Origin of the sequence: Paenibacillus sanfengchensis, from assembly GCF_036864765.1 — a bacterium.
Taxonomy (GTDB): domain Bacteria; phylum Bacillota; class Bacilli; order Paenibacillales; family Paenibacillaceae; genus Fontibacillus; species Fontibacillus sanfengchensis.
This window is the reverse complement of record NZ_JBAGJC010000017.1, coordinates 85,801-94,512: the sequence shown is the minus strand read 5'-3', so window position 1 is coordinate 94,512 and position 8,712 is coordinate 85,801. Positions and strand designations below refer to the sequence as shown.

Here is an 8,712-nt window from a genome sequence, read left to right as displayed (position 1 = left end):
TTCCAGTCCGCCGTCCAGATACAGGTCCGCTCTGTCTCCATTCAAGGTTCCGTAGCCGGTTGTAAACATACCGCTCGACACGCGGACTTGTCTTGCTATGCGGCCATCCAGGGCCTCACGTACAATGACGTCCCCCGTTCCCCACTGCACCGGTTCGTTAAACGTCATGCTCAGCCCTGAAACTAACATCGCTCCGCTGCCTTCCGGACTCTTGCTCACCATCTGCGGGGCCGTTTGGTCCGCCGTCCGGAAGCTCCACAATCCGGGTCCATAGATGCCGCCAAACCCTTGCCCCGCTCCATCCCGGAACATCCCCGAGCTCACTTGGACGTAATACGAAGTGTCATCCGCCAGCGGACCATTCAAACTGATCATCGCCACGCTTCCGCTCAGACGCACGTTCCCGCCGCTCAGACGTTCCACCACCTGGTTGTCCGATTTCCGGTTCACCGTAATCTCTCCGCTCCCAAGCCGAATCGCTTCGCTAAAGAGAATGGTCAGTTCCGGCTGTAATGTCGCACCGCTGCTTTGCGGCGACAGGCTCGTATAATACGGGGCCTCATCCCAGGTCGTAAACGTCCACTCGCTCGACCCCAGGATGCCCGCAAACGGGTTGCCGCTGTGGTCCATAAGCGTTCCCGGCGTCACTTCCACGTAGTACGATGTTCCGCTTTCCAGTCCGCCGTCCAGATACAGGTCCGCTCTGTCTCCATTCAAGGTTCCGTAGCCGGTTGTAAACATACCGCTCGACACGCGGACTTGTCTTGCTATGCGGCCATCCAGGGCCTCACGTACAATGACGTCCCCCGTTCCCCACTGCACCGGTTCGTTAAACGTCATGCTCAGCCCTGAAACTAACATCGCTCCGCTGCCTTCCGGACTCTTGCTCACCATCTGCGGGGCCGTTTGGTCCGCCGTCCGGAAGCTCCACAATCCGGGTCCATAGATGCCGCCAAACCCTTGCCCCGCTCCATCCCGGAACATCCCCGAGCTCACTTGGACGTAATACGAAGTGTCATCCGCCAGCGGACCATTCAAACTGATCATCGCCACGCTTCCGCTCAGACGCACGTTCCCGCCGCTCAGACGTTCCACCACCTGGTTGTCCGATTTCCGGTTCACCGTAATCTCTCCGCTCCCAAGCCGAATCGCTTCGCTAAAGAGAATGGTCAGTTCCGGCTGTAATGTCGCACCGCTGCTTTGCGGCGACAGGCTCGTATAATACGGGGCCTCATCCCAGGTCGTAAACGTCCACTCGCTCGACCCCAGGATGCCCGCAAACGGGTTGCCGCTGTGGTCCATAAGCGTTCCCGGCGTCACTTCCACGTAGTACGATGTTCCGCTTTCCAGTCCGCCGTCCAGATACAGGTCCGCTCTGTCTCCATTCAAGGTTCCGTAGCCGGTTGTAAACATACCGCTCGACACGCGGACTTGTCTTGCTATACGGCCATCCAAGGCTTCATGTACAATGACGTCACCCGTTCCCCACTGCACCGGTTCGTTAAACGTCATGCTCAGCCCTGAAAGTGAAATCGCTCCACTGCCTTCCGGACTCTTGCTCACCATCTGCGGGGCCGTTTGGTCCGCCGTCCGGAAGCTCCACAATCCGGGTCCATAGATGCCGCCAAACCCTTGCCCCGCTCCATCCTGGAACATCCCCGAGCTCACTTGGACGTAATACGAAGTGTCGTCCGCCAGCGGATGAGTCAGACTGATCATCGCCACGCTTCCGCTCAAGCGCACGTTCCCGCCGCTCAGACGTTCCACCACCTGGTCGTCCGATAGCCGGTATACCGTAATCTCTCCGGTTCCAAGCCGCAGTTCCTGATCGAACAACAAACTAAGCAAGGGGGTCAATGAAACCCCGCTTCCGTGTGGGAGTGTTTGCAAAAGCTCCATCGGATCGCTCGACATCATATAAAAAGTTTGAGGGATGTCATGAGGTAAATCATACGTCGAGTCCGTAACAGTTAATGCGCGGTCCGAGTAAGATTGATTTGCTTGATCTTGTTCTATCTTCCCACTCGCGCTGGCATAAAATGGGCTTGTCAAATTTATCACTTGAGTAGTCAACAAAGTAACTTTTATAATATGGTCTACTTTCTCCAGCTTTCTTTTTCTTCCGGCCATTACTATGTCTCCTAACCCCTATTGGAAATATGAAAACGACTTATAATATCTTTGGACTGCGCATAGTCCTGCTGACAGCTCCACACGAAATCCCCGAAATGTAAAACAACTTTTTGAGCCCTACTTAAAGCTTGGCGCTCATTTCTAATAGAATTCATCTTGCTGTATAAAAACTCGTAACCCGACCGATTTCTCGGTAATATGTATAACTTGAAGTACGGATTGCCTATCATCTCCGCAAATAGATCGTCGAACTCAGCCAAAGCCACATTCACCTTCTCATCCAGCCCAAACTTAACCCAATTAGCCAATTCCATCAACTTCTGCTGCAGTTGTCCAAAAATCTGCTGAAACAGCTCCCCCTCCCGCTGTAGTTTATCTAAGCTTCTCTTAAACTGAGCTATATCGTAACCGGAAGAAGCGTTGTCGAACATCCATGCGGCATCGACTGTTTTTGCTTGGAGCCTCAGTTTGATAACCTCATCCAGATGAAGGAATTTTGTTCCTGTAATTTGAGCGCCATCCCGGGTTGTATTAATAAACTCAATCCCCGGACTAGAATGAATGTAAAACTCCATTTCTCTCTTCATTTTTATAAAAGACGGGTTGCTGATGACCTCCCCCCCGTTTACGCCTTCCATTTGGGTCATTCCTTCCCCGTAGGGAATGCCTGTTGAATTCGTTATTCCGGATGCATAGTACTTCCGGTTGCGGTAAGCCAAGTTTTGCCCAACCAGAATAATCAGTCCCGCCTTCATACGAATCATACATTGTAACGCAATCACTGCGACTGAAGGAGCATCATTGATAAGAGGAGGCGTTTCGCCGGATTTGCTGCGAAGCAATTGCATCGATACTTCATCCTGGGTAATAATAACGTGCATTTTGGGGCCCGGATAAGAATCCAGCGTATTTCTGCCTACCGTACTTCCAAAAACGATAGGGATCTTATCTATCCGTTTATCAATTATTTTCTTAATTACATCAACATTATAAGGATTTGGATCGTAGCTGAAAGTAGCATGCGGGTAAATCCCATGTTCTATTAATGCATTCACGGCCGAACCTACCGAAAAAATATAGGCAAGCCCTTTCTCCTTAATCGTTCGGAGATGCTCTATTTCATCATTCAGTGAAGGCCCGGCGGAAACGATGACTACGGGCTTGCCTTCAAGGTGAGACTCACCCTTTTTCAGAAAATTGGGGGTATTCAATACAAAAGGCATATTATGTAAGCTGTTTAAGGCCCATTCTTTTTCATAGAACTGATTGACCTTGATTCTATGTTGCTTATAATTCACCAGTTGTCGAAGAGTATTATTAAATTGCTCGAGTTCTTTCGGAAACATCCGCATATAGGCGGGCCAAACGACAACCAGGATTCTGGAAACGCGGTCGATCAGCCCTGCAAGCGCCGGCGCGGCTTTCTCAAACGGGTCACCCAACATGATTTCATCAACCGATGATAAAATCTCCCACTCATTTGGAGAACTATGCTCTAAGAAAGCAGACATAATACCTGGACATGGCTCAAACACGGAAAAGGGAATCTCAGGATGCTTTCGTCGAAATGCCGAGATATGACCTCCAAGACCTACACCAAAAAATAGGACATGCGATTCCTTCATCACATGTTCAAATTGGGTCATCCAATTCGCTATTTCTACCTTGGGACTCACTTGGTCGTACATATAGTTTTCGACACCCTTATGAACCATCATCAAATTGCAGTCTCCCTTGCCCGCAGGGAGAATTTGAATTTCATCATTAGATTTCAACTGTAATAAGTGTGGAAACCTCTGCTGAATTATGTATTTAGGTTTAATTTCCATCGTCCGTGATTCTCCTTTGTATTCCATAAAAACAGTAAAACTGACTCACTCGCTGAATTTGACTTTACCCCATTTGGTAATTTCGACCTATTTCGAAAAAATCCCTTCTTTTTCGCGCTTATTTTTAACGACTCATTTTACAGAAAGCGATAAGAGACTATTTCCCTGAAAGCCTAGTGTCTTTAGTGATCATTTTGGCGAGTCAGTTGGCAATGGACTGCTGCCTGAATGGTCTTTCTCGCCCCCCAAACAAAAAAACCTCCTCTCCCTCCCGCAAAGTGCGGGACGAAAAAGAAGGTTGCGGTTTTCCGGGCGAGGCCTTTTGGATCACCGTCAGATTTTTAACTCCCCAAGCTTGATCAGCTCGACTACCGCTTGCGCACGACCCTTGACGTTAAGCTTTTGCATAACATTGGAAATATGGTTCCGGACGGTTTTCTCGCTGATAAACAGCTGGCCCGCAATGTCGCGCGTCGTTTTATCCTGCACGAGGAGTTCGAAAACCTCCCGTTCACGATGTGTTAACAGATTGCTGTTCCGATCGCTGCTCTTCAAAATGCGTCACCCCTCCTTGCTCGGGTTTTATGGTTTAACAAGGTTAAGGGATACAGTCAACACATCTTATGAAGAAACGGAGGCAACGGTGCCGTAACCGGATAAAATGGGCGGAGCACTGCGGAAATCCGCGCTGCTCGGAATGGACGATCTCCCCTTTGCTTCCTTCTCCACCCGACGAATGACGAAATCGCTGCCTGCACTACTCTTTTTCCGGCCGGGCCTGGGAATAGGTCTTCCGGAGAAAATCAACCGATTGGCGAATCAAAGCCTCCAGAATCTCTATACGAATATCCGCCACCTTACTAATATAAACGCATCCTTTCCCCGCGGTATGCTTGCCGAATTGCTGCAAGAGCCGTTCCCGCTCCGGATCCCCGGTCGCAAAATACAGGCTGATCTTGGACTTCCTGGGCGAGAAGCCGACGAGCGGCGCGTCTCCTTCATGTCCCGATGCGTACTTGTAATGATAGGAGCCGAATCCGATGATGGAAGGCCCCCACATTTTGGCCGGATACCCGGTCGTTTCCGAAAAAATAGCCAACAGCTTCAGGGCGTCCTCACGTTTACCCGGATGCTCCACATTTTCAATAAACTCCAGCACATCCTGGTCGGTTTCCTTCGTCTTTGGTTCATACATTCGCGATGTCCTCCTCCGGAACAATAGGCATGCCGATCTCCGGCATGAAAAAAGCTTGCCGAAAGCCAGGCAAGCCGCTCTATTCCGTTTGTGGTTTACGCCTCTTCGCCGTCCGGTTCGTCTCCTCCGGCAAATTTCTCTATCACGCCGATCAGCACTTCGAGCTCATGAGGCTCCAGGCCCGAAAGATACGATTTGAGCACATTACGCGACCGTTTTCTCGCCTCTTCGTATACCTCGTCACCGAGTTCGGTCACTGACAGCAGCACCGCTCGCCGGTCCTGGTCATCATGCCTGCGCTCCACGTATCCGCTCTGAACGAGACGGTCCGCCATCACCGTAATCGCGCTGGGCTTGACCTCCAGCTTGTCCGACAAATAGCTGACATTGCAGTTTTTGTTCTTGGCGATCAACGCGAGCATATGAAATTGAGGTCCGGTCAGCCCCAATTCCCGGTGGTGCATAATCTGGCTTTGCATTTTGCGGAACGTTTTGGACCACGCGGACAAGAGCCGCTCAATATATTCATCAAGATTAGAATCCACTATCCCTTTCACCTCTTCGGTTCATTGATGCTTACACTCAGTGTAGTATGCACCCGATGAAATGACAAGAAAATCTGTGAGTTTCCAGGAAAATCTTGCTTTCCGCCAGAGAAACGATTATGATGAAATCGAAATAATTTTCATTGATTTATAATAATAACCAAAAATAATTTTCATATCCGAAAAGAGGCGACGCCTTTTGCAGACACCCATCCTGCACGCGCTCTCCAACCATTTGGAAACGCTGCCTCCCCAGGAAAGACGGCTGGGGGAATATATTTTAAAATCACCGGCCTCCGTCATCCACCTCGGCATCACTGAGCTGGCTTATACCTGTGGAATCAGCCCCTCAACGGTGACCCGATTCTGCAAAACATTTCATTTTAAAGGATTTCCCGATTTTAAAATGAAGTTGGCCGGGGAACTGGCGCATCAGCCTTCGCAGGCCCAGTATCAGGATGTGATCGCGGGAAACGACCTGCACAAAATCGTGCAGGCGATGGAAGCCAACCATCTGGCCTCCATCACAGATACGACGCGCCTTCTCGACATGAACGAGCTGCGCCGCGCCATCGACGCCCTTTGCCGGGCCGGACGCATCGACCTTTACGGCGTCGCTACCTCATCGATCATCGCTCAGGATTTTTATCAGAAGCTGGTGCGGATCGGGAAGCACGCCACGGCGTTCGCCGATTCCCATATGCAGATTACCTCCGCTTCCTCACTCGGGAGCGGCGATATCGCTTTTGCCGTCTCCTACAGCGGCGAAACGCCGGAGACGATCGATGCCCTTCGCTGCGCCAAAGACAGCGGGGCTTTGACGGTATCGCTGACCCAGTATGGGAGCAATCCGCTCGCCTCCCTGGCCGACATATCGTTATTCTCCTCATCTTTGGAAGAAGGTATGCGCCGGGGAGACATGGCTTCGCGAATCGCGCAGCTGCATGTGATTGATATTTTATTTACGGGAATGGTAAGCATGGAATTTGAAGATTTCATTCCGAAGCTGGAAACTTCTTACCAGAACGTGCAAATATACAGAAAACAAAGGGAGGGCAATACGCATGCTTAACATTATCAAGGTAAAAGACGAACTGCAGTTCAATGAAACCGGGGCCGGCATTATCGCCAGTCTGCTTCAATCGAATCCCCGGGCCATTCTGGGACTCGCTACAGGGAGCACCCCGGTCGGAGTGTACGGCAAATTGATCGAGCTTTACCGGGAGGGCGTGGTCAGCTTCAAGCAGGCCAGCAGTTTTAACCTGGATGAATATATCGGGCTCGATGAGCAGCATCCGGAAAGCTATCGCCGGTTTATGAACGAAAAGCTGTTCAATCACATCGATATCCTGCCGGAAAATACCCATGTTCCCTCCGGAAGCTCGTCCGATCCCGAACAGGCGGCCGCAGGGTATAACCGGCTGCTGGAACAGGCCGGGCAAATCGATCTTCAACTGCTCGGCTTGGGGCATAACGGCCATATCGGCTTTAACGAACCTGCCGAGGAATTGACCGGGCCGACGCATATCGTCAAGCTGGAGGAAAGAACCCGCCAGGCCAATGCCCGGTATTTTCCTTCGATCGATGAAGTACCGACCCATGCGATCACGATGGGGATCGGTACCATTTTGCAGGCCAAGCAAATTTTGCTGATGGCCAAGGGAGCCGATAAAGCGGAGGTCGTGGCCCGGGCGCTGCGCGGACCGATCACCACCAAATGCCCCGCCTCGCTGCTCCAGACACACCCCAATGTCGTCGTGGTGCTTGACCAAGCTGCGGGAGGGCTGCTCTGATGCGGCCGGGAGCGGTGCAAATCATCCATGCTAACATCGTAACGCCCCGAGGGCGCATATCCGATGGAGCCGTCACCGTCAAGGACGGCGTCATCACCTACGTCGGCTCGACCGCCGGCGCGCCCGCGGAAACCCCCGGCTCCGTGGAAGTGGTCGATGCCCAAGGCGGCTTCGTCCTGCCCGGCTTCATAGACGTCCATGTCCACGGCGGCATGCTGCATGATTTTTCCGAACCGGGACAAGAAGCCTTCGACGCGATCACCAAGCTTCATTGCAGCCAGGGAACGACCTCGATGCTGGCCACGACGATGACGTTACCGAAGCCGGTCATCGAACAGGTGCTGGAGGAGGTTCAGCGCTACATCGAAAACGGAATGCCTTATGCCAAACTGGCAGGCGTCCATTTGGAAGGCCCCTTTATCAGTCCGAAATGGCCGGGGGCGCAAAATCCCGCACATATCGTTCCGCCAAACGCCGAGTGGATCGAGGCCTGGGAGGAGCGGTACCCGGGATTGATCAAACAGGTTACTTTTGCTCCGGAGCGTGAGGGAGCCCATGACTTGATCCGGTTTTTACGCAAAAAAGGAATCGTCGCGGCGGCGGGTCATACTGACGCGACCTACGAGGAAATGATGGCTGCCGTTGAAGTCGGACTGCATCACGCCGTGCACACGTTCAATGCGATGACGCCGCTGCATCACCGCAAACCCGGCGTAGTCGGGGCGATCCTCAGCTCTCCCGCCATCAGCGGGGAGATCATCGCCGATGGTATTCATGTGCATAAAGCCGGAATCCAACTGCTTGCCAGCGTAAAAAAGAACCATAATCTGATCCTGATTACGGACGCGATGTCCGCGGCAGGTCTCGGCGACGGCGAATATAAACTGGGCGATTTGCCCGTTGTCGTCAAGGATCATGTTTGTACGCTGCGTGACAGCGAGGGAACGCTGGCCGGCAGCACCTTGACGATGATCCGCGGGTTCCGGCATCTCGTCCGGGAAATCGGGCTTTCCGTTGAGGAAGCCTCGGAAGCCGCCAGTTTTAACCCGGCCAAACTGATTCGAATCGACCACCTTACCGGGTCGATCGAAACCGGAAAGCTCGGCGATCTGCTTCTGCTGGACCGGGAGCTTGAACTTCAACAGGTCTGGGTCGAGGGACGTAAGTTCAAAGAATAAGTTTAAAAGCGTGGCCGCAAGGGATATCTTTTCCCGCAG

General features: G+C 52.1%; 8 protein-coding genes. 3 read left to right on the top strand and 5 right to left on the bottom strand.

The genetic code is table 11. The annotated features are described in order from the left end of the window. From V4U84_RS23830 to V4U84_RS23810, 5 genes are all read right to left on the bottom strand, one after another. The coding region (locus V4U84_RS23830; protein WP_334075742.1) for an Ig-like domain-containing domain at positions 1-2,130 on the bottom strand (2,130 nt) is incomplete at its 3' end. Positions 2,131-2,141: 11 nt separating this feature from the next. Next, positions 2,142-3,962 (bottom strand): motility associated factor glycosyltransferase family protein, encoded by a 1,821-nt coding sequence (locus V4U84_RS23825; RefSeq protein ID WP_334075743.1) that lies wholly within the window; start codon positions 3,960-3,962, stop codon positions 2,142-2,144. 333 nt (positions 3,963-4,295) lie between these two features. Beyond that, positions 4,296-4,517: a helix-turn-helix domain-containing protein gene (locus tag V4U84_RS23820; protein WP_263639291.1), complete on the bottom strand. Its 222-nt coding sequence runs from the start codon at positions 4,515-4,517 to the stop codon at positions 4,296-4,298. Between the two features lie 202 nt (positions 4,518-4,719). Further along, on the bottom strand, positions 4,720-5,157 hold the full coding sequence (locus V4U84_RS23815) for a DUF1801 domain-containing protein (protein WP_334075744.1): 438 nt from the start codon (positions 5,155-5,157) through the stop codon (positions 4,720-4,722). Positions 5,158-5,252: 95 nt separating this feature from the next. Further along, complete coding sequence (locus V4U84_RS23810) at positions 5,253-5,702, bottom strand: MarR family winged helix-turn-helix transcriptional regulator (RefSeq protein WP_334075745.1); 450 nt, start codon at positions 5,700-5,702, stop codon at positions 5,253-5,255. Positions 5,703-5,901: 199 nt separating this feature from the next. Between V4U84_RS23810 and V4U84_RS23805 the strand changes: the two genes are divergently transcribed. The 3 genes from V4U84_RS23805 to nagA are packed head-to-tail and all read left to right on the top strand — an operon-like array spanning position 5,902 to position 8,673. Then, positions 5,902-6,774 carry a MurR/RpiR family transcriptional regulator gene (locus tag V4U84_RS23805; protein ID WP_334075746.1) on the top strand — a complete coding sequence of 291 codons (873 nt, stop codon included), beginning with the start codon at positions 5,902-5,904 and terminating at the stop codon, positions 6,772-6,774. Further along, positions 6,767-7,495, top strand: coding sequence for a glucosamine-6-phosphate deaminase (nagB, locus tag V4U84_RS23800; RefSeq protein WP_334075747.1), 729 nt, complete (start codon positions 6,767-6,769; stop codon positions 7,493-7,495). The genes V4U84_RS23805 and nagB overlap by 8 nt, the downstream gene beginning before the upstream one ends. Further along, positions 7,495-8,673, top strand: a complete 1,179-nt coding sequence (gene nagA, locus V4U84_RS23795) for an N-acetylglucosamine-6-phosphate deacetylase (RefSeq protein WP_334075748.1) — start codon at positions 7,495-7,497, stop codon at positions 8,671-8,673. Before nagB ends, nagA begins: the two co-directional genes overlap by 1 nt. The last annotated feature ends 39 nt before the right edge of the window (positions 8,674-8,712 follow it).